The 20,615-nt window shown below is 54.7% G+C and carries 20 protein-coding genes; 6 read left to right on the top strand and 14 right to left on the bottom strand.

Annotated features, from left to right (window positions below; all coding sequences use genetic code 11):
- Positions 1-2 precede the first annotated feature (2 nt).
- Genes NM10_RS04285 through NM10_RS04265 form a run of 5 tightly spaced genes read right to left on the bottom strand, consistent with a single transcriptional unit; the run spans position 3 to position 3,154 of the window.
- Positions 3-656: a histidine phosphatase family protein gene (locus NM10_RS04285; protein ID WP_020310375.1), complete on the bottom strand. Its 654-nt coding sequence runs from the start codon at positions 654-656 to the stop codon at positions 3-5.
- A gap of 51 nt (positions 657-707) precedes the next feature.
- Positions 708-1,460, bottom strand: coding sequence for an adenosylcobinamide-GDP ribazoletransferase (gene cobS, locus NM10_RS04280; RefSeq protein WP_020310374.1), 753 nt, complete (start codon positions 1,458-1,460; stop codon positions 708-710).
- Complete coding sequence (gene cobU, locus NM10_RS04275; RefSeq protein ID WP_020310373.1) at positions 1,457-2,032, bottom strand: bifunctional adenosylcobinamide kinase/adenosylcobinamide-phosphate guanylyltransferase; 576 nt, start codon at positions 2,030-2,032, stop codon at positions 1,457-1,459. The genes cobS and cobU overlap by 4 nt, the downstream gene beginning before the upstream one ends.
- Complete coding sequence (locus NM10_RS04270) at positions 2,033-2,509, bottom strand: MogA/MoaB family molybdenum cofactor biosynthesis protein (protein WP_020310372.1); 477 nt, start codon at positions 2,507-2,509, stop codon at positions 2,033-2,035. It abuts the gene before it with no gap.
- 33 nt (positions 2,510-2,542) lie between these two features.
- A complete protein-coding gene (locus tag NM10_RS04265) occupies positions 2,543-3,154 on the bottom strand; it encodes a hypothetical protein (RefSeq protein WP_239639607.1) in 612 nt (203 codons plus the stop codon).
- Between the two features lie 163 nt (positions 3,155-3,317).
- Here NM10_RS04265 and NM10_RS04260 point away from each other — a divergent pair, with 163 nt between their 5' ends.
- A complete protein-coding gene (locus tag NM10_RS04260; protein ID WP_020310370.1) occupies positions 3,318-3,758 on the top strand; it encodes a hypothetical protein in 441 nt (146 codons plus the stop codon).
- Positions 3,759-3,792: 34 nt separating this feature from the next.
- Positions 3,793-4,749 (top strand): exonuclease domain-containing protein, encoded by a 957-nt coding sequence (locus NM10_RS04255; RefSeq protein WP_020310369.1) that lies wholly within the window; start codon positions 3,793-3,795, stop codon positions 4,747-4,749.
- Positions 4,750-5,027: 278 nt separating this feature from the next.
- Here NM10_RS04255 and rpsD read toward each other — a convergent pair whose 3' ends face one another.
- Complete coding sequence (gene rpsD / locus NM10_RS04250; protein ID WP_014015950.1) at positions 5,028-5,615, bottom strand: 30S ribosomal protein S4; 588 nt, start codon at positions 5,613-5,615, stop codon at positions 5,028-5,030.
- A 393-nt stretch (positions 5,616-6,008) separates the two neighbouring features.
- On the opposite strand from rpsD, the gene NM10_RS04245 reads away from it, so the two are divergent.
- Positions 6,009-6,410: a nitroreductase family protein gene (locus tag NM10_RS04245; protein WP_020310368.1), complete on the top strand. Its 402-nt coding sequence runs from the start codon at positions 6,009-6,011 to the stop codon at positions 6,408-6,410.
- Between the two features lie 201 nt (positions 6,411-6,611).
- Here the strand turns inward: NM10_RS04245 and NM10_RS04240 are convergent, their stop codons facing one another.
- The 8 genes from NM10_RS04240 to NM10_RS04205 all read right to left on the bottom strand — a co-directional run bounded on the left by NM10_RS04240 (position 6,612) and on the right by NM10_RS04205 (position 17,749).
- On the bottom strand, positions 6,612-6,884 hold the full coding sequence (locus NM10_RS04240) for a GNAT family N-acetyltransferase (RefSeq protein ID WP_020310367.1): 273 nt from the start codon (positions 6,882-6,884) through the stop codon (positions 6,612-6,614).
- A 13-nt stretch (positions 6,885-6,897) separates the two neighbouring features.
- Complete coding sequence (locus tag NM10_RS04235; RefSeq protein ID WP_020310366.1) at positions 6,898-7,473, bottom strand: histidine phosphatase family protein; 576 nt, start codon at positions 7,471-7,473, stop codon at positions 6,898-6,900.
- Between the two features lie 162 nt (positions 7,474-7,635).
- Positions 7,636-8,007: an endonuclease domain-containing protein gene (locus NM10_RS04230; RefSeq protein ID WP_020310365.1), complete on the bottom strand. Its 372-nt coding sequence runs from the start codon at positions 8,005-8,007 to the stop codon at positions 7,636-7,638.
- A gap of 337 nt (positions 8,008-8,344) precedes the next feature.
- Positions 8,345-11,875: a pyruvate:ferredoxin (flavodoxin) oxidoreductase gene (gene nifJ, locus NM10_RS04225; RefSeq protein WP_020310364.1), complete on the bottom strand. Its 3,531-nt coding sequence runs from the start codon at positions 11,873-11,875 to the stop codon at positions 8,345-8,347.
- A gap of 418 nt (positions 11,876-12,293) precedes the next feature.
- On the bottom strand, positions 12,294-13,460 hold the full coding sequence (locus NM10_RS04220) for a class I SAM-dependent methyltransferase (RefSeq protein ID WP_020310363.1): 1,167 nt from the start codon (positions 13,458-13,460) through the stop codon (positions 12,294-12,296).
- A 17-nt stretch (positions 13,461-13,477) separates the two neighbouring features.
- Positions 13,478-14,329, bottom strand: coding sequence for a bifunctional 5,10-methylenetetrahydrofolate dehydrogenase/5,10-methenyltetrahydrofolate cyclohydrolase (locus NM10_RS04215; RefSeq protein WP_020310362.1), 852 nt, complete (start codon positions 14,327-14,329; stop codon positions 13,478-13,480).
- A 20-nt stretch (positions 14,330-14,349) separates the two neighbouring features.
- Entirely contained in the window at positions 14,350-16,344 is a 1,995-nt protein-coding gene (locus NM10_RS04210) for a penicillin-binding protein (RefSeq protein WP_020310361.1), read from the bottom strand.
- Entirely contained in the window at positions 16,319-17,749 is a 1,431-nt protein-coding gene (locus tag NM10_RS04205) for a CCA tRNA nucleotidyltransferase (RefSeq protein ID WP_020310360.1), read from the bottom strand. Before NM10_RS04205 ends, NM10_RS04210 begins: the two co-directional genes overlap by 26 nt.
- A gap of 176 nt (positions 17,750-17,925) precedes the next feature.
- On the opposite strand from NM10_RS04205, the gene NM10_RS04200 reads away from it, so the two are divergent.
- The 3 genes from NM10_RS04200 to NM10_RS13765 form a co-directional block, all read left to right on the top strand.
- Positions 17,926-18,453, top strand: a complete 528-nt coding sequence (locus NM10_RS04200) for a cob(I)yrinic acid a,c-diamide adenosyltransferase (RefSeq protein ID WP_020310359.1) — start codon at positions 17,926-17,928, stop codon at positions 18,451-18,453.
- 19 nt (positions 18,454-18,472) lie between these two features.
- Positions 18,473-19,732 carry a M20 metallopeptidase family protein gene (locus NM10_RS04195; RefSeq protein ID WP_020310358.1) on the top strand — a complete coding sequence of 420 codons (1,260 nt, stop codon included), beginning with the start codon at positions 18,473-18,475 and terminating at the stop codon, positions 19,730-19,732.
- Between the two features lie 573 nt (positions 19,733-20,305).
- A partial coding sequence (locus NM10_RS13765) for a transposase (protein WP_192813545.1) occupies positions 20,306-20,615 on the top strand: 310 nt, incomplete at its 3' end.

Genomic DNA, 20,615 nt, shown 5'->3' with positions numbered 1-20,615 from the left:
CCTTATAACGACGGCATCTTGTCCCACTGGGGCTGGTACCCCGTCAGGCCTTCCAGATGCTGCGTGCAGTTCATGAGGGTCATGACATTGCGGTCGCCGTAATATTCGATGATGTTAAAAGCTGTATTGAACTGCTGGAAGCACCAGATGCGCTTCATATCGAGGCCCAGCAGGCCGAAGAGCAGGCAGCGGATGGCCGCCCCGTGGGATACCATGAAGACGCTGTCGCCGTCCTTGTGATGCGACAGGATTTCCCGCGTCTTCTTCAATGTCCGGTCCCGGACCTGGCAGAACGATTCGCCGCCCCGGGCCGGCAAGGTCCCGTCCGACGCATAGACCGCTTCCAGTTCGCCTGGCCACTGAGTCGTGATTTCCTGATACGTATGGCCTTCCCAGACGCCGAAATCGGCTTCCTTCAATTCATCGTAAGCGACGACATCCAGATGATGCGGCGCAGCGACACATTCGGCCGTCACCTTGGCGCGCTGGAGCGTGCTGCTGTAGACGGCATCGAGATGGACATGGCGGAAAAATTCACCCAGGCACCTGGCCTGTTCCAGGCCGTGTTCATTGAGGGGGACGTCGGTCGACCCCTGATACCACTGCTGGACATTGCCTTCTGTTTCACCATGACGTGCTAAATATAATTTTATCATCGTAATCCTCCGTAAGTTCCCTATAAGTAATTCAACATTCGTGCCGTCCCATTATAACAAGAAATCGGCCAGCTTGCTACCGACGGCCGTCATCAGGAGCAGGGCCATTTCGCTGCCCTCGAGGACGGCGCCATACGTATCGCCCGTGACGCCGCCCAGCTTGCGGCTGATGCGGCTGTTGGCCCACAAAGAGAGGAGCATGGCCGCACCTAAGAGGGCCAGATAAAAGGGCCCGCAGAAAAAGACCGGCACCAGGGCCAGGACCAGGGCTTTTTCTACAGTATGAGCCGGTGCGTAAGTGACGAAGGCCCGGCCCAGCCCCTGCTCGCGGGCATAGGGAAATTGGAAGATGCTGATCAAAGTCCCGAAGCGGGCCGCTGCCGGGATACCGACGAGGGCCGGCAGGGCTGCTTCCGGTGCCAGCTGACTGAGGAAGGCTACCTTCAAGAGGACCAGGAAGACGAAAGCCGTCACACCGCCGGCGCCGACGCGGCTGTCCTTGAGGATTTCCAGCATCCGCTCGCGGCTGCGGCCGGAAAAGAGGCCATCAGCCGTATCCATATAGCCGTCGGCGTGGAGGCCGCCGGTCAGGTAGAACCAGAAGGCGACGACCAGGGCCGACCGGCCAAAGGCGTCAAAAAGGAAAGACGACGCCCAATAGAGCGCCGCCAAAAGCAGGCCGATGATCAAGCCGACGAGGGGAAAGAACAGGACGGACCGGCCGAAATCCTCATCGCGCCAGACGCTCTGCGAAGCCAGGTGGATGCGCGATAAGAACTGCAGGGCAATGAGAAAGGCCTTCATGACTTCACCTCCGGCAGGCAGACGGTCTGATGCTTCAGTTCCGTCGTAATACCGCAGACCGATAAGTAAACTTCATCGGCTTCGGCCGCAGCGGCCTGGTTGATCTTGCCCATGAGGTCGCGATACAGGCGGCTCACGTGTTCCATGGGCACGATGCCGCAGCCCAGCTCGTTAGTGACCAGGACGGCCGTCACGCCGGCCTGGCGGAAAGCCGCCAGGACCGCTTGCAGTTCGGCCAGGGCGCCGTCGATGATAGCTTCGTCGTCTTCGCCGTCGTGGGCAAAGAGATAATTAGAAAAATAGAGGGTCAGGCAGTCGACGAGGGCCACGTCCGACGACTGGCACAGCCGTTCCATCGTCTCTGGCAGGTCCTGCGGGATTTCCCAGGTCTGCCACGACGACGGGCGGCGCTTGCGGTGGATGGCGATGCGCTGGGCCATTTCTTCATCGAAGATGCGGGCCGTCGCGACATAAGCATGCCGCCCGGGAAGGGCGGCAGCATAGCGTTCGGCAAAGGCGCTCTTACCGCTCCGCGCCCCGCCGGTGACAAGTATGATTTTAGACGTATCCATTTACTTCTTGATTTCCGAATACAAATGAAAGGCTTCCGGCAAAATGACCTTTTCCATGCCGATTTTGATGAGGCTCGGCAGGCCCGGCAGGCAGTAGACCTGGCACTGGTGGATGATACCGGCCGTCGTCCGGTAGGCCATGGCCTGGACGCCGCAGGCCCGGCGATAGGCGAAATACGTCATCATCGACTGGAAAGCCGGGATTTTCTTATCGAACAGGGCTTCTACCGTTTCGATGGTCACGTCGCGCTTGGCCATGCCCGTACCGCCGCTGGTGATGACCAGGTCGACGCTGCAGACCCATTCATGGAGATGGCGTTCGATTTCGGCCTTGTCGTCTTTGACGATCTGATAGTCGACGACCTGATGACCGTAATTGGCCAAGGCCGACTGGATGAGCAGGCCGTTCGTATCGTCTGAAAAAGTGCGGCTGTTGCTGATAGTGAGAATGGCCGCCCGCAAAGGATGTTCTTCCATTTTTTTTACTGTTCAAGATAAATACCTCCTAACTTAAGATACATAAGATTCTATGATGGAAAAGGGATCGCGCCCTTCCAGCAATCCTTGTAAAAACGAAGGGATGAAACATTCACTGACGACCTGGACGTCATAGGTCCGTTCTTCGCCCTGGCTGGCAATGGTGATGCCCCTGCCCAGGGCCAAGCGCACGGCACAGGCCGGACCTCCCGATGGCAGGATATCGCCGCGGGACCAGAGGACCGTCGCCTTATCGCGCCATGGATACGGGTCTTCATCGTCGCCGTCGACGACTTCCGCTGCCACGACGAGGCCGCTCTCTTTGGCGAACTCTGCCGTATGACAGACGAACTGCGTGTATTCGTCTTCCGACGTAGCCGCAGCTGCCGAAATATAGAGCAGGCGGAAGTCGTCCCACAAGACATGCTCTGAAATGAATTCTTCCGACGGCGTAATGTCTTCGTCTTCATCGACAAAGGATGTATGCCAATTATAAGCCGAACAGATTTCTTCCGCGTCGTCGCCGGCATTGAGGGGGTACACGTGGGAACCCAGCTTCTGGAAGCCTTCCGTCACGTGGACATCGAGGCCGTGCTCCGACTCATCTTCCTGCCAAAAGAAGAAAGGCAGGCCAATATATATCACATCCAATATGATCACCTCTTCTATCTTATATTATTTATTATTCGACCCGAAAGGGCAAAAGTCCTACTTGAAAAATATACGTTCTTGTAATGTTTCATGATTCCGATATAATATATGTATAAACTGCCTCGATTGGAAGAGACAGGGAAAGGAAGTATGTCTTATGTTCAAAAAAATTGCCGCTCTGGCAGTCACATTTGCCTGCGTCTTCAGTTTCATGGCATCCGCCACATTTCTCGATGACAACCCCCGCTTCGTCCAGGTCGGCCACGATGACACGACCGAATCGTATATCGACATGAACACCATCCAGTCCGTCCGCTACGATCCGCCGTACTACATCATCCGGGCTACGGTCGTGACCTATGACTATGCCAACAACACGGTCCAAGGTTATGATAACAATTTCTTCTACAATTTTAAAGCCCAGACCGTAAAAACACAGACTCTCGGCGATGTCGGCTACGATTTGCAGGGCAACGTCGTGTCCACCTTGTCCCTGCCCAATCCGGAAGTCAAGACGACAGACCGCCTGTCTGCCAACGGCAATGCGGCCAACCGCGCTTTCCGGGCCTGTTACGACATGAATTTCTTCCAAGAATAAGGCTCAAAAATTATTGAAAAGGATTTGATATTCCATGGATTCCCTGATCCACATCATTACGACGATCGTCACTATCGTCTTCATCGCTGCCGTCCTCTATTCCCTCACGTCGGCCCTGCGCAAGCGCCATCGCAAGGCGAAGGTCCAGCAGGAACTGGCCAAGAAGGAACACGTCAAAGTCGCCAACCTGCACCAGTACGACATCAAGCCCAATGACGGCTATTACAAATATCCCATCGAAGAAAAAGGGAAACTGCGCCGCTTCCCGCAGCACTTCACGGCCGTCGCCCTGGAACTGGCCAACGAACAGCCCTATTCCGTCTGTCTCCTGGCCCTGGCTGAATTCGACCACGGCGAACTGAAGGATACGCGTTACTTCTACATCCGTCCGCCAGAAAACAACTTGTCTGCCGTCAAAGGCCGCTATCAGTGGGACGAACTCTCCAAGGCCGATGAATTCGGCGAATACTGGCAGGCCGGCCTGAAAAACCTCATCGAAAGTCAGACCCTGGTCGCCCACAACGCGCCCTTCGTCATGGGCTGCCTGACCCACGCCCTGCACATCTACGGCATCGACGCACCGGCCTTCTGCTATGCCGATACACTGGAAGTCGCCAAGAAACTCTATCACTTCCCGTCGAACCAGCTCGACGTCATCTGCGATGAAATGGATATCCAGACCGAAGAAGGCAACCTGTTGAGCCAGGCCATCGCCATAGGCCGCTTCTTTCTCCTGGCCCACAAGGAATACCCCATGTTCCTGCCCGACCTGACGTACGTCCAAAAAGCACCGACGACAGACGACAAAGAAGCCGCCCTCATCGCCGCCGTCGAACGCGAAGAAGGAACGCCGAAAGAAATGTTCGCTCCCGGAACACCGGACCCGGCCCTCATCGACGACCTGGTACAAAAAGGCTACGTAGAAGCCGGCGAAAAACCAGGCACATACTACGCCACCGACAAAGGCCTGGACTTCTCTGAAGGACGGTAAGTTAGTGGCTAGTGGTTCGTGGCTCGTGGCTCGTGGCTCGTGGCTCGTGACATGAATGTTTGACGAAAGGCTCCCATTATAGGGGAGCTGGCCGCCGAAGGCGGTCTGAGAGGTTGCCTTTAACATCAAACAAAAAAAGGGGACTATCGCATGCAGTCTCATATCACCATGCGTAGTCCCTTGTTTTATAAAATCATCAGCTAGCCACTAACTGCTAACCCCCAAAAAAAGGCGCTGTCTTCATGCGACAGCGCCTTTTTGTTACCATCAAACAGCTCTTATTTGGAGTACAATTCGACGATAAGTGTTTCGTTGATTTCTACCGGAATTTCGTCGCGTTCGGGCATACGGGTAAGTGTGCCTTCGAAGCCGTCGAAGTTCTTTTCGATGTACGGTACATCGAAAGTCTTCAATTCCTGGAAAGATTTTTTGTACATTTCGTTGGAACGGGAAGCTTCTTTCAAAGCGATAACGGAACCAACTTTAACGTGTGCCGACGGGATGTCGCAGCGTTTGCCATTGACCAGGATGTGGCCGTGGTTGACCATCTGACGTGCCTGGCGGATGGAGTTTGCAAAACCGATACGGTATACCAGGTTATCCAAACGGCATTCCAGCAATTTCAGCATGTTCTGGCCAGTAACGCCTTCCATCTTCTTGGCTTTATCATAATAACGGACAAACTGACGTTCGAGCAAATTGTAGTATGCGCGAAGTTTCTGTTTTTCCAATAACTGTGTGCCATATTCAGACATTTTTTTCTGACGCTGATCTTTACGTACGCGTTTTAATGCCTTAGGGTGTCCGTACACATTAACTCCGAACCGGCGACATTCCTTAAAACGCGGGTCTCTCCTCGTTGCCATTTTCTACATCACCTCATATTAGTAATTCAAGAAATTAAATTTTGCTTACGCAATGTATAAATAATATCATGAAAAAAGCCTTGCTGTCAAGGGGTCATGATTCTTGACTTCTTTTCTTCACTATGGTATACTTTAGTCAATAAACAACTAATAATTACTATCAATTAGGAAATGATTTGTAAATTCAGGAGGTGCTCTTATGACCAACTTCATCACAGCCGTCAGCAACCGGCGCACGAACTACACCCTCAGCAAAGACGTCACGATTCCCCAGGAAACCATTACCAAGACTATCGAAGACGTCATCCGCGAAGTACCGTCGGCCTTCAACATGCAGTCCGGCAAAGCGTCATCGCCTTTGGCGAAACGCACGACGCCATCTGGAAAATCACCATGGATACGCTCCGCAAAATCGTCCCGCCAGCCAACTTCGCCACGACGGAAGCCAAGATCAACTCCTTCGCCGCAGCCTATGGCACGATCCTCTACTTCGACGACACGACCATCGTCGACAACATGGCCTCCCAGTTCCCGCTCTACGCCAAGAACTTCCCCATCTGGGCCCAGCAGGCCAACGGCATGATGCAGTTCGCCGTCTGGACCGCCCTGACCGACCTGGGACTCGGCGTCAACCTCCAGCACTACAACCCCCTCATCGACGACGAAGTCAAAAAACTCACAGGCGTTCCCAAAGAATGGCAGCTCATCGCCCAGATGCCCTTCGGCCATCCCACAGAACCGCCAAAACCCATCGTAAAAGTCCCCATCGAAGAACGGGTGAAAGTCCTTCAGTAAGAAAAAAGCTGCCATACGAAGGCAGCTTTTTTCGAGTGTTAAGCAAGCGATAAACTTGTAATATGAAAAAAAAACGCGTACTTGTGGTACACGGCCTTCTTCAAACACTAAAACTAGAGGAGAGCCGATGTCCCACCACCGAGCTAGCTCTATTCTCATTCTATCATGAATGTAGATAAATCAAGTGGATTCTCGTCCTGATTATCCAAGTAAATCCTGTTCGTCTTTGTGGCGGCGGAACCAGGCGTCGGCGTAGGAGCAACTGGTGGCCGTTTTTTTATGGCGCCGCCGTATTTCGTCAGCTGCGGCTTTGACGAGTTTGCCAGCGGCACCTTGGCCGCGCAGGCTGTCGTCGACAAAGGTGTGGACGATGTCGTAATTGCCGTCTTCCCGTTCGACGAAGTCCACTTCAGCTACGACCGTTCCAGCTTCATTTTCCATCCAGATTTTATTGGGTCCATATTGTAATTCCATGGTAATTTCTCCTTTACATCGTAATTTCAACAATCTGTCCATTATGGACCGGGCGGCTGCGGCGGAAAGCGGCCATGTATTCTTCTACAGGCCTGCCCGGATTTTCATAGACCAAGAGCAGGTTGCGGATAAACTGGGCGTGCGTAAAGACCAGGATGAATTGCTCCGGCCGCCGCTGCAGCAGAGATAAGGTCCGTTCGATTCGCCCGATGAGCTGGCGATAACTTTCGGCCCCTTCGCCGTCGACATAGTCCGGGTCGAGTTTGCGCCAATAATTGATGACCCGCGGCCGCCGCTGCTGCGACGTCGTCCCGACACACGTCGCCGGTGCCAAATAAACAAATTCATGGACACAGTCCCAAATCCCCGTCACCGTATCAGGAAACCGCCCTATTGTACACATGGCCGTCTGCTGCGCCCGAAGATAAGGCGACGTGACAATCAGGTCCGGTTTCTTAGGAATCTGTAAAGCCAAGGCCTGCGCCTGCTTGAGCCCCAATTCCGACAAGGGAATATTGCGATGATCCTGCGTCGCTTCGCCGGCATTGGCAATACTTTCGCCATGACGGATGAGCCATATTCTCTTCACATTATCACCTGCTTTTTTCTTTTATTTTATCACAAAAAAAGGAGAATTTGAAAGACAACTTCTCCGGCCTGGCGACCACCTCCCCTATGAGGGGAGGCTTTCCCAATGGCTCTCCACATAGGAGAGCTGTCAGCGCAGGCTGACTGAGAGGTTGCTTTTTAATCACCAGGAACAGCCTTTATGCTCACTGACGTATTGATGAATAGTTTGGCAAACTCCGCTAAAATTTTTATGGATATCCAAATTGGTAAAACGGATGACCGTCAATCCATAGAATTCCAATACAGCTGTCCGTTCCTGATCTGACTTCATACCGGCTTCATCATAGTGCTGCCCACCGTCTAATTCAATGATGAGCCCTGCTTCTTTGCAATAGAAATCGGCAATATAATTACCAATTCGTCGTTGTTTATAAAATTTCACTGGATACGTCCGTAAAAAATCATACCATAAGTGACGTTCTTCTTTGGTCATATTTTTCCTTAATAAACGGGCAAATGATATATTTTCTTTAGAATAGGGAAGCGTTTTCATAGAACCTCCTTTTAAAATATATTGAACTTCAACCTCTCCGGCCTAGCGGCCACCTCCCCTATGAGGAGAGGCTTTCCCAATGGCTCTCCTCATAGGAGAGCTGTCAGCGCAAGCTGACTGAGAGGTTGCTTTTTGATCATCGATAGACATTGGTGAACTTCAGCCTCTTCGGCCTGACGGCCACCTCCCCTATGAGGGGAGGCTTGGTTTCCGAGGCGATGTCCTTCTTTTGAGTCTGTCGCGGCTCTGCCGCATCTGAGTCCGAGTGTGCGAAAACAGGGCCGCCTTTGGGGGCAGCCCTGTTTTCGGGTGTGTATATGGCATTAGCGTGTTTTACCTATTTATCAGCCAATTCCTTATAAGTTTCGTATTTCTTCTTAGCGAATTCTTCGGCCTTGGCAAAGAGTTCTTCGGCGATATCCGGGAAGGTTCTCGTCAGGGCAGCATATCTCGTTTCACCCATGAGGTATTCGCGGAAGGATTGCTGCGGTTCTTTGGAGTCGAGGATGAAGGGGTTCTTGCCTTCTTCTTTGAGCAGCGGGTTGTAGCGATAGAGGTGCCAGTAACCGCAGTCTACGGCGCGTTTCATTTCGTGCTGGGCGTTGCCCATGCCGCCTTTGATGCCATGGTTGATGCACGGTGCATAGGCGATGATGATGGACGGGCCATTGTAGGCTTCTGCTTCTTTGATGGCTTTGATGAGCTGGTTCGGGTCAGCGCCGAGGGCGACCTGGGCGATATAGATATGGCCATAGGTCATGAGCAGGCGGCCCAAGTCTTTCTTGTTGAACTTGCGGCCCGATGCAGCGAACTGAGCGACAGCACCGATTGGCGTAGCTTTCGACGACTGGCCGCCAGTGTTGGAGTAGACTTCCGTGTCGACGAGCATGATATTGACGTTGGCGTTCATAGCCAGGACGTGGTCCAGACCGCCGTAGCCGATATCATAAGCCCAGCCGTCGCCGCCATACATCCAGATGGTCTTCTTGATGATGTGTTCTTTATGAGCCAGGATTTCTTTCTGCAAGTCTGCAGCCCGGCCGGTGAGATGAGCAGCCATCAATTCTTTGATGTATGTCCGGCTGATGCCTTCTGTGACTTCGCCTTCGTTAGCGACGCCGATGGAATCGATCCAGGCTTTGATGGCGTCGTGGAGGGCACCGTCAGTCAGGCCCAGGAGTTCTTCCGATTTAATGCGGATAGCATCGCGCTGCTGTTCCATGGACAGGGACATGCCGAGGGCGAATTCTGCGTTGTCTTCAAAGACCGAGTTCGACCAGGCCGGCCCGAAGCCTTCACAGTTCGTCGTGTACGGGATGCTGGGCATTGCCGAGCCCCAAGCCTGGGTACAGCCCGTAGCATTGGCGACGATCATGCGCGGCCCGAAGAGCTGGGTCAGGATCTTCATGTAAGCCGTTTCCGTACAGCCTGCACATGCGCCGTTGAATTCGAGGAGCGGCTGATGGAACTGGCTGCCTTTGACGGAGAATTTATCGAGAGTCGTATGTTTTTCAGGGAGTGTCTGGGCATAATCCCAGTCGACGCTTTCATGACGCTGCGTTTCCAGCGGCTTCATGGTCAGGGCCTGAGCCGGGCAGGCATTGACGCAGGCACTGCAGCTGTAGCAGTCGAGCGGCGAAACCTGGATGCGGAATTCATAGTCTTCCAGGCCCTTGCCGATGGCTTTCTTGGTCTTGAAGTCAGCCGGAGCCTTGGCTTTTTCGTCAGCCGTTACCAGATACGGACGGATAGCGGCGTGCGGGCAGACCAGGGAGCAGCGGTTACACTGGACGCATTTTTCCAGGTCCCATTCAGGAACGGTCGATGCGATGCCGCGTTTTTCATATTTCGTCGTGCCCAGGGGGTAGGAACCGTCGGCATAGGGGACGAATTCACTGACCGGGATGGTATCACCGAGCTGCAGGTTAGCCGGTTCGACGACTTTCTTGATGAATTCCGGAATATCGCGGGTATCTTCGACGACGGGGTCAGACGGCAGGTCTTTCCATGCTTCCGGTACAGTGACTTCGACGATATCCGAAATGCCGCGGTCGACGGCAGCCTGGTTCATGGCGATGACTTGTTCGCCTTTGGCCAGATAGGTCTTGGCAATGGCGTCTTTCATGTATTTCACGGCATCGTCGATGGGCAGGATGTTGGCCAGTTTGAAGAAAGCTGCCTGCAGGACCGTATTGGTGCGGTTGCTGCCCAGGCCGATTTCTTCGGCGATCTTGGTGGCATTGATGATATAGAAGCGGACGTGCTTGGAAGCGAGCTGGCGTTTTACTTTATTGCTGAGGTGGTTGGCGACGTCGTCTTTATCCCAGCTGCAGTTGAGCAGGAAGATGCCGCCGTCCTTGATTTCACTGACAATATCGTAAGTCCCCATGTATGCCTGTTTATGGCAGGCCAGGAAGTCCGCCGATTTGATATAGTACGTAGCCCGGATCGGATTCTTGCCAAAGCGCAGGTGCGACTTGGTGACGCCGCCGGATTTCTTGGTATCGTATTCAAAGTAAGCCTGGACATACATATCCGTGTTGTCGCCGATGATCTTGATGGAGTTCTTGTTGGCACCAACCGTGCCGTCCGAGCCAAAGCCCCAAAACTTGCAGCTGATGGTCCCTTCCGTGTCGACTGTGATAGGTACGTCGGCCAGGGAATGATGGGTAACATCGTCGATGATGCCCAGGGTGAAGTGGTTCTTCGGCTGGAGCGAATCCATGTTGGTGAAGACGGCGTTGATCGATGCCGGCGGTACGTCTTTCGACGACAGGCCATAGCGGCAGGCCAGGACGGTGACGTCCTGTTTGACGTGGGACATGGCTGCGCAGACATCTTCGTAGAGCGGTTCGCCCAGGGCGCCCGGTTCTTTCGTGCGGTCCATGACGGTAATCGTGCGGACCGTGTCAGGCATGGCTTTCATAAAGTGTTCCAGCGAGAACGGACGATAGAGGTGGACCTGGATGAAGCCGACTTTCTTGCCTTCTTTGCAGAGCTTGTCGATAGTTTCCTGGATGGCACCGGTGACAGAACCCATGGCGATGACGACGTGTTCTGCGTCAGGAGCGCCGTAGTAATCGAAGAGGTGGTACGGACGGCCCGTCAGTTCGCTGATCTTGTCCATGTAGTCCTGGACAATGTAGGGCAGGCGCTGATACCAGGGGTTATTGGCTTCGCGGGACTGGAAGAACATATCCGGGTTGGTAACGGTACTGCGCATAACCGGATGTTCCGGGTTCAGGCCGGTGTGTTTGAAATGATAGAGAGCATCGCGGTCGATGAGTTTGCCCAGTTCTTCAGCCGGCAGCATCTTGATTTTCTGGATTTCGTGGGATGTGCGGAAGCCGTCAAAGAAGTGCATGAACGGAACGCGGCCTTTGATGGTCGACAGATGGGCAACGGCTGCCAGGTCGGCACATTCCTGGACGCTGGCACTGCAGAGCATAGCCCAGCCCGTGTTGCGACAGCCCATGACGTCGGAATGGTCGCCAAAGATGGACATGGTGTGAGTCCCAACGGTACGGGCGGCAATGTGCAGGACGACCGGTTTCAATTCGCCCGACAGGCGGTGCATGACCGGAATCATCAGCATCAGGCCCTGCGACGCCGTAAAGGACGAACAGAGGCTGCCCGTTTCCGAAGCGCCGTGGACGGCACCGATAGCGCCGGCTTCGGACTGCATTTCAACTAATTTGACGGGCTGGCCAAAGAGATTCTTACGGCCATTGGCCGACCAGACGTCGACGTGTTCTGCCATCGGCGACGACGGAGTAATCGGGTAAATCGTAGCGACTTCAGTAAAATTATACGCAACGTCAGCAGCTGCTTCGTTGCCGTCTAAGGCTTTCACGATCTGTTTAATCATAAGAGACACTCCCCTTTTCTACTATTCAAAGATAATTCATCCGGATTCGTATAACGTTTAACTCTTTCTGTACTTTTAGTATAGCCGTTGTAGATATAAAAGTCAAGCATACTATTTATGCTATTTTATCATCAAAGCAGCTGTGGTTATACGTTTTACGCGTATATAGGAGAGTGAAAGTGGTTCGTGGCTCGTGGTTCGTAAAAAAAGAGACTGCCGCATGTGCGACAGTCTCTTTGGGAGTATTAAATTTTCAGTTTGTAGTGAATAGAAAATCAACCTCTCAGACCGCCTTCGGCGGCCAGCTCCCCTATCAGGGGAGCCGCGGGGACGTCCCTGCGACCGGCGACCTGCGGCCTGCGAACTGCGAACTGCGGCCTGCGACCTGCGGGACGCCCTTTGGGCGTCCCCTACTACATTAGTACCAACGGGTCATGGGCAGGTCGTTCTTGGTGCCTTTGGTCATGAGGATCTGGTGGATGTCGATGTTGCCGATGTAGAAGGATACGGCGCAGCCGCAGAGGTAGAGGTCCCACATGCGGGCGAATTCTTCGCCGCGGGCAGCGATGACTTCATCGCGGACGTTCTGGAAGTTATTGAACCAGCACATGAGGGTCTTATAGTAATGGCGGCGCAGGCTTTCGACGTCGATGACCTGGAAGTCATCGTCGTAAGCGAGGCTGACGATTTCGCGGAGCGACGGCAAGGTTCCGCCCGGGAAGATGTATTTGCGCATCCACGGGTTGCCGATGCTTTCGTCGTGGCCGCTGATGTAATGGAGGAGGAACATGCCGCCGTCCTTCAAGAGGTGGCTGGCTGTTTCCATGTACAGCGGATAATTGGAGCGGCCGACGTGTTCCAGCATGCCGACGCTGACGATGCGGTCGTACTGACGGCCTTCGGCGACAAGGTCACGGTAGTCGATGAGGTCGATCTGTACCAGGTCCTGGAGGCCCAGTTTTTCAATGCGTTCCTGGCCTTTTTTCCACTGTTCTTTACTGAGTGTGCAGCCATAGCCTTTGACGCCATATTTCTTGGCAGCTTCGATAAGCAGATAGCCCCAGCCGCAGCCGATATCGAGGAGGGTCATGCCTTCTTTGAGGTAGAGTTTTTCCAGGATGTAATGGACTTTATTATGCTGTGCCTGTTCGAGGCTGTCGTCTTCATTCTTGAAGTATGCGCAGGAATAGCTCATGGACGGATCGAGCCATTTGGCATAGAAGTCATTCCCCAGATCGTAGTGGGACGAAACCTGTTTCTTCTGAGCCGATTTCGATTCCGACGGATAGAGGATGCGTTTGAACAAGGATTTATCCAGCGAGAACTGGCTCGTCTGGGATAAGAAGCAGCGAAGAGCCGTGAACAAATCGCCTTGGATTTCGACGTCTTTGCGCATGTACGCTTCGCCCAGTGCCAGCGACGTCGACGCCAGCAATTCTTTTTTCGGAATGTCTTTGTGAATAATAACGTTGAACAACGGCTGGCCTTCGCCAATGATGTAGGTCTTGTCGTGAAGTTGTACCGTAAAGCAGTGTTTATCGAAGCGACGTAAATAATGAATCATGAAATTATCTAAGATATGCATAGATTACTCCCTCACTTTTATAAAATAGTTTCTGTCCGGGCGATGCCGCAGACGACGTTTTCCAGTACCATCATCGTCGTCACGGCGCCAACACCGCCCGGCACGGGTGTCACGGCCCCGGCCACGGCGGCCGCTTCATCAAAAGCGACGTCGCCGACAGTCTTGCCATCGACGCGGTTGATGCCGACGTCGATGACTACAGCACCGGGTTTTATCATATCGCCTGTCACTAAGCCGGCTCTCCCGGCAGCGGCGATGACCAGGTCTGCCCGGCGGCAGACGGCTTTCAGGTCTTTCGTGCGCGTATGACAGTGCGTGACCGTGGCGTTGCGGTTCAGGCAGAGCTGAGCCAGCGGTTTCCCGACGACGTTGCTGCGGCCGATGATGGCTACATCCTTGCCACTCAGAGAAATATGGTAATAATCGAGGATGGCAATGACTGCCCGCGGTGTACAGGGCACGAACCCCGGTCGTCCCGTATATAAATGGGCGATGTTGACATCGGTCAGGCCATCGACGTCTTTCTTCGGGTCGATGCAGTCGATGATGCGCTGGCTGTTCAAGTGGCGCGGCAAGGGCATCATGGGCAGGATGCCGAAGACAGAAGCCTGTTCGTTGAGCTTATCGATGAGCGATAAAAGCTCTACTTCACTGATGGAATCCGGTTTCTGATAGATTTCTGCCTTCAAGCCGACGGCCCGGGCCGTCTTCTGCATGGATCTGGCATACATGGCCGACGGCGCATCATCCCCGACGAGGATGATGGCCAGTTCCGGCTGGATATGGAGTTCTTCCTGGATATCGGCCAGGCGGCGTTCCACCCGTTCGCGATGAAATGCGGCCACTTCCCGGCCGTTGAGTAATTGCATAACTAGTTCCCCCTGTTATTCTATGGATTCCGTTTGAAAATAACGGTGACATTACTGCCCTGCGGTGCATAACTGCCCGCCTGCGGCGATTGCTGGATGGCCTTCCCCATCCCCTTGGGGATAAAGCCTAAGCCCGCTTCATTGAGCCAGTCGTTGACTTCCCTCGTACTCCAGCCGATGAAAGACGGCATGAGGACGCCATCACTGGAAATATGGACGGGCGGAATGGCATGAGCCGGCGTCATGACGACGGAACCCAGCGGTTTCTGGTCCATCGCTTCCGTCGGACGGATGCCTTTCATGCGGACGATTTCGGTCATCATTTCCTTGAAGACCGGCGCAGCGACCTGGGCGCCGTAATAGACGCCCTGCGGGTCATCGACGACGATGAGGACCAGGAACTGCGGGTCTTCCAAGGGACCAAAGCCGATGAAGGAGCCGACATACTGGCCTTCGGCGTAGCCCGTGCTGTCTTCGGTCTTCTTCTGGGCCGTGCCGGTCTTGCCGCCAAAGCGATAGCCTTCGATTTTGGCGCTCTGGCCGCCGCCGATAGCGACTTCTTCGCCCATGAACTTGCTAATCGTTTCAGCCGTACCGGCATTGATGGGCTGCCTTACTTCTGTCGGTTCTGTCTTTTTATAAATGGAACCGTCAGGATTATCGATTTCCTTGACCAGGAAAGGTTTCATCATGTGGCCTTCATTGGCGATGGCACTGAAGGCCTGTACCATCTGAAGGGGCGTGACGGCGACGCTCTGACCAATGCCCATCGTGGCTGTATCGACGATGGACATCTTATCGGGATCGAACAGGATGCCCTCTTGTTCACCGGACAATTCGATGCCCGTAATCGTCCCAAAGCCAAAGCGGCGGGCGTAATCGGTCAGCGTCTTGCCGCCTGTCGTCACGGCAACATGGGCCATGCCGGTATTGATGGAATACATGATGATTTCCCGCAAGGTCACGTCGCCCATGCCCTTGTGGTCCCAGTTGTAAATCGTCCGGTCGGCGACGTGGACAGAACCCGTGTCGTGATAGACATCGCCGATGTGCCATTTCCCCGAATCCAGGGCGGCAGCGGCCATGAGGGGCTTGAAGGTCGACCCCGGTTCGTAGACGTTGACGACAGCCCGGTTCTTGTAAGCTTCTTTATTTCCCTTACTGTAATCATTGGGATCATACGTAGGCCGGCTGGCCATAGCCAATATCTCACCGGTCTTGGGATTCATGACGATAATGGATGCACCTTGAGGATGACTGCGGGCCATGATGCCGTCCAGGCCCTTTTCGGCGACGTACTGGATGGTACTGTCCAAAGTCAGGCAGACGGACCGTTCCTTGTTGGGCAGGATCCGTTCCAGGGCTGACGAAAAGACAGGGATGTTATGGTTATCGGTCTGCAGGCGGAAAGTCTGTTTGCTGCCGCGGATTTCATCGTCCAGCATCATTTCCAGGCCTTCCAGGCCGTGGTCATTTTCACCGACAAAACCGATGACCTGGGCAGCCATCGAACCGTTCGGATAGAAACGGCGGTTTTCATCGCGGAAAGCCAGGCCGTGCAGCTTGTCTTCCTTGATGAGCGATTCGACGGCTTCATATTTTTCGTGGTCCATCTGGCGGTCGAGCCAGACGAAGGCCGTATCTTCTTTCAGGCGCCGTTCAATTTCATCCTTCGAGATGCGGAGATAAGGCGCCAGTAAATCGGCTACCATGGCCGGGTCTTCATTGAGCATGGTCGGGTCGGCATAGAGTGACTTGGACATCTCGCTGATGGCCAGGACCTTGCCATTGCGGTCGAGTATCATGCCCCGCGGCGATTGCAGGTTCCGTTCAATCTGACTCTGTTCCTGGGCAGAGGCCACGTTTTTGTCATGATGGATGACTTGCTCTATAAACAAGCGGGTAACGGTGCCAAAGCCGATAGCCGCCAAAATAGCCATGCAAATGACCATGCGGCTGCAAATGCGATGGGTCAGGTTCTTTTCATTTTTATTCATGATGCCCTTCCCCTTCATGGCGCTTCATCCAGCGCCGGGCTGCATCGGCCAGTACATCAGCCTCATTTTCCAGGTCCTGGTTCTGGACCCGCTTCAAGAGGATCCGCAGGCAGTCGCCTGTACGGCGGCCGCACGCATCGGGAATCCGTCGGTCGTAGTGCAGGTCCTTGGTACTGACTGGCATGGCCTCAGCCAGCATGGCCATATAGGCCCCGAAGGATTCCGTCCCTTCTGTGCTGGCGTCGGCATGGCCGCAGCCTAAAATATCGCCGCAGGCCACAGCCGTAGCCTGGCCGACGGCTTCGACTAGTTCTTCTGTCCGATGGAAAGGGCCATCGAGGGCTTCATGGCGAAGCCATTTCTCGACGTCGCCTTCGGCCGTATTGGCAAAGAAATGGAATTTCATATGCGTCTTGACCAGCCAGGCCACGCGCTGGGCAAAGGCCGGTTTCTTGTGCCAGCGCAGCAGGATGGCTTCGGCCAGTTCTGCGCCCTTGGCATCGTGGCCGTAATCGGTATAGCGGCCCTTATGGACGCCGCGGATACCGGGTAGGCCTTTGGCGACATCGTGAAACAACGCCGCATATCGGATGGTCAGATCCGGCGGCGTGTTGGCGACGGTCGCCAGGGTGTGTACCCAGGCATCGAAGAGATGGAACGGTTTCGACTGCGGCGTGTCGGGCAGATGACTCAATTCCGGCAGGATGGGGACAGCTTCATAACAGCCGTTCACCTTCTGGCGGCACGAGCAGGCGCCGAGGCCGGTGCGGACGAGGATGTCCAGTCCCCGGTACGCCGCCGGCGTGACCATGAGGCGGTCCATTTCGTTGACGACTCGTTCCAGGGATAGGCCGGGGACGCGGCCAAAGGCCTGGGGCATGGCTTTGACGAGATCTTTCGAGGCCATGAAATCGAGCTGTCCCGCAAAGCGGCAGGCCCGAAACAGACGCAGGGCATCTTCCTGGAAGCGGCGGACCGGATTGCCGACGGTGACCAGCCGTTTCCTGCGCAAATCCTTCTGACCGCCGACGTAGTCGTAAATATCGCCGCGGCAATCCATGGCCATGGCGTTGACGGTGAAATCACGGCGCAGGACATCTTCGCGCAATGTATCAGCATACCAGACCGTATCCGGCCGGTGGCTGTCCTCGCCATAGGCTTCGCCGCGGAAAGTCGCGACTTCAAAGGTCTGGCCGGCAATGACGACGACGACGATGCCAAAGGCTTCGCCGTGGATCTCGACGGTGTGCCAGTCCTCTTTGGCGGCGACGGCCCGGATATCATCAGGCCGGGCAGAGGTGGCGATATCATAGTCGTGCGGTTCTTTTCCCATAAGCAGGTCGCGCACGGCACCGCCGACGACATAGGCTTCAAAGCCTGCATCCTCTAAAGCTGTCAATAGCTGTCGGGCTCGTTCTTCCATCTTCCCGGCCTTCCTTTCTAAAAAAAATTAACTGATGTTATATTATATCACGAATGGATGGGCCTGACCACTACCTGCCATTTTTTGATTATGGTATAATAACCCCCGTAGGGGCGCCCACGTGGGGCGCCCGCCACAGTATAGTGAATGACTAACAGTTAATGAGAGGTGATATGATGGATACAGGCTTAATACATATATATTGCGGCGACGGCAAGGGCAAGACGACGGCCTCGCTGGGCCTGGTCCTGCGCTGTGCCGGCCGGGGCGGCAAGATTCTTTTCGCCCAGTTCCTCAAGGGCCGGCCGACAGGCGAGCTGGAGTCTCTCAAGGCCCTGCCGCAGGTCACGGTCCTGCGGGGCAAAGCCATCCTGAAATTCACCTTTCAGATGACTGACGCCGAAAAACAGGCCACCTGTGAGGCCCAGACGGCATTGTTGCAAAAAGTCCGGGACTTCTGCGAAATGCACCATCCCGACCTGGCCGTCTGCGACGAACTCGTCGGCGCCTGCGCCCTGGGCCTCGTCCCGGAAGAGCAGGTCCTCGATTTCTTAAAGGACAAACCGGCCCATACGGAAGTCGTCCTGACTGGCCGCGACCCCAGTCCGGCCCTCCTGGACTTGGCCGATTACGTCTCAGAAATCAAGAAAATCAAGCATCCCTTTGACCGGGGCCTTGCCGCCCGCATAGGGATTGAAGAATAACACAGAGGGGGAAGCAAAGATGATCGATATTCTCGAAGAAGTACGCAAAGAACAAGGTGAACTCGTCGCCTTGCGCCGCCATTTCCACGAACATCCGGAACTGTCCAAAAAGGAAGACCAGACCCTGGCCTATATTGCCAAAAAGCTGGAGGAATATGGCATTTCTTACCGCCTGGTCGACAAGGGCGGCCTCATCGCCTGGATTGACGGCAAAGGCCCTGGCAAGACGCTGCTCTTACGGGCTGACGTCGATGCCCTGCCCATTGAAGAAGGCGAACGGAATTTATCGTGCCCGCGCGTCTGCCGCTCTCAGAATCACGGCGTCATGCACGCCTGCGGTCACGACGGCCATATGGCCATGCAGCTCATGGCTGCAAAATGCCTCCAGCGCTGGAAAGACCAGTGGGACGGAACCGTCGTCTTGATGTTTGAACGGGGCGAAGAAGAATCGGGCCCTCTGGAATATCTCCTGCGCTATTTGGAAACAGAAAGCCCCTGGCATATCGACGCCTGCTATGCGACCCACGTCCGCTGGGACATCCCGGCAGGCAAAGTCTCTGTCTGCCACGACGCGCCCATGGCCGGCGGCTTCGGCTTTGAAATCCGCATCGACGGCCACGGCGGCCACGGCTCCCGGCCGGACCTGGCTGAAAGCCCTATCGACTGTTTCCACGACTTCTACGGCAACATGCAGGCCCTGCGGATGCGGGCCGTCCCGCCGAAAGAATGTCTGACCTTCTCCATCGGCAGCCTGCACAGTGGCGACGTCCTCAACGTCATCCCCAACAGCCTGACCTTTGCCGGTACGTGCCGCTTCTTCAGCTACGACCATGCAGGCAGGCGCTTCTACGAAGAATTCAAGCGCATCCTGGCCAATGCCTGCCAGACCTATGACTGCCGTTACGACATCCTGCACATGCCGGAGCCGCTCTTTGAAGTCCAGAACAACCCGGTCTGCGTGGCCATCGCCGAAAAAGCCGTCGAAAAGTACATAGGCGCCGACGCCCTGACGGACTGCACACCCTGGATGGCTTCGGAAACTTTTGCCATCACGTCCCGCCTCTATCCCGGCGTCCTGACCTTTACGGGCATCGAAAACAAAGAAAAAGGATGCGGTGCCAATCACCACACGCCGGAATTCGACCTCGACGAAGACGGCCTGACCTACGGCGCTGCCACCTGCCTGGGCTTTGCCCTGGATTACCTGGCAGAAAAACCGGATATCCCCTTCCAGCGGCCAGACGAACCACTCGAAAAACTCGTCGCACGGAATATATGAAAAAAAAGGGCCTGTCGCACGTAATCGTGCACAGGCTCTTTTTATGTATGCAAAAACATCATAGCTTTATGGTCGTTCTTCGTGGACGGTTTGCTCGGACTCAGAAGCGGCTTTGCCGCAATAGACTCTGGAAATCAGGCGCAGGAGCGACCAAAAGGCTCCCCTGTGAAGGGGAGCTGGCCGCCAACGGCGGTCTGAGGGATTCTTCTGAAGAGGTTGGCATCGGCCACCTGGCCCCTAGCTGGTTCGCGTGCTCCACTCCTCTTGCCGAGAGTGCCATTTGCTGGCGTGCTGAAACTCGCTGCGCTCAAACAAAGCAGCACGCCGGACGCAAATAGCACGCACGGCATCCGGCACGGCCTACCCGGACCGCGCCGGACCGAGGTCGTTCCCGCAATGTCACCCGCCAGGGGCCAGGCAGCCGTATCCATTAGGGCTGAACAAAAAAATCTGAAAAAAACAAATCCCGGACTGTAAAAAGCCCGGGATTGCGCGTAAAATAGAGTTATGACGACACTAAATACGCATGTCAATTATACAATATGGGAAGCGCCTTATCAACTATCACTTCCCTTGAATATTTCATTTCAGATTCCGGATGACGATCCCGTGCGGTTAGTGAAGCTGCTCATAGAAAGGATGGATTTATCACCGCTGTACCAGACGTATTCTCGTATCGAGAAAAATCAGGCTTCACCACGCCAGTTACTGGCCATCGTTATTTATGCCAGCATGAACCAGATTTTCAGTTCCCGTCGTATTGAATCGGCTTGCCGGAGAGATTTGAATTTCCAATATCTGCTGGAAGGGAAACCGTTCCCGATCATGCGACTATCGCCCGTTTCCGTTCTCATCATATGGCGGCATGCCCGGACCTTGTTGC

Origin of the sequence: Megasphaera sp. NM10 (assembly GCF_000417505.1) — a bacterium.
In the GTDB taxonomy this organism is placed as follows: Bacteria; Bacillota; Negativicutes; order Veillonellales; family Megasphaeraceae; genus Megasphaera; species Megasphaera intestinihominis.
This window is presented reverse-complemented; position numbering and strand designations above follow the sequence as displayed.